Source organism: Azospirillum sp. TSO22-1, assembly GCF_003116015.1.
In the GTDB taxonomy this organism is placed as follows: domain Bacteria; phylum Pseudomonadota; class Alphaproteobacteria; order Azospirillales; family Azospirillaceae; genus Azospirillum.
Genome location: NZ_LGQZ01000223.1, coordinates 1 through 1,085 on the forward strand (window position 1 = coordinate 1; position 1,085 = coordinate 1,085).

A 1,085-nucleotide genomic window follows, 5' to 3' on the forward strand; every position below is an offset into this window, starting at 1 on the left:
GCCGCCTCGGCGAGCTTGCGGTAGGTGGTGATCTTGCCGCCGAACACGCTCAGCAGCGGCGCCCCGCCCTCCGGCGCGTCCAGCGCCAGCACGTAGTCGCGCGTCGCCGCCTGCGCCGCCGAGGCGCCGTCGTCGAACAGCGGCCGCACGCCGGAATAGCTCCACACCACGTCCTCGGGCCGGATCGGCGTGGCGAAGTATTCGCCGGCCGCGGCGCAGAGGTAGGTGATCTCCGCCTCGGTGGCGTGCACGCCCGCCGGGTCGCCTTGGTAATCCTGGTCGGTGGTGCCGATCAGCGTGAAGTCGCGCTCGTACGGGATGGCGAAGACGATGCGCCCGTCCGCATTCTGAAAGATATAGCAGCGCTCGTGCGCGAACAGCCGCGGCACCACGATGTGCGAGCCCTGCACCAGGCGGATGCGATGGCCGACCTCGGTGCGCAGGCACTGCTCCAGCACCTCGGCCACCCAAGGGCCGGCGGCGTTGACCAAGACCTTGGCGCGGATGGTCGAGCGCACCCCGGTGCGCACGTCCTCCACCGTCACCTGCCACAGCCCGTCGCGGCGCGCCGCTTCGACACACCGGGTGCGGGTGCGGATGGTGGCGCCGAGGCGCGCCGCGTCCTGCGCGTTCAGCACCACCAGACGCGCGTCCTCGACCCAGCAATCCGAATATTCGAAGGCGCGTTTGAGGCCCGGCTTCAACGGCTGGCCGGCCTCGTCCGTGCGCAGGTCGAGCGTGCGGGTGCCGGGCAGCCGCTCGCGGCCGCCGAGGTGGTCGTAAAGGAACAGGCCCAGGCGCAGGAACCACGCCGGGCGCAGGCCGGCCAAATGCGGCAGCACGAAGCGCAACGGACGGATGATGTGCGGCGCCATGCGCCAGAGCACCTCGCGCTCCTTGAGCGCTTCGCGCACCAGGCGGAACTCGTAGTATTCCAGGTAGCGCAGGCCGCCGTGGATCAGCTTGGTGGACGCCGACGAGGTCGCCGAGGCCAGATCCCCCTGCTCGCACAGGAAGACCGAGGCGCCCCGCCCCGCCGCGTCGCGCGCGATGCCGCAGCCGTTGATGCCGCCGCCGATGATGGC

The 1,085-nt window shown here is 71.3% G+C and carries 1 protein-coding gene; it reads right to left on the reverse strand.

Translation table 11 applies throughout. The features are described 5' to 3' along the window. Positions 1 to 1,085: glycerol-3-phosphate dehydrogenase (gene glpD, locus TSO221_RS34340; RefSeq protein WP_109122938.1), on the reverse strand; the 1,085-nt coding region annotated here is incomplete at both ends.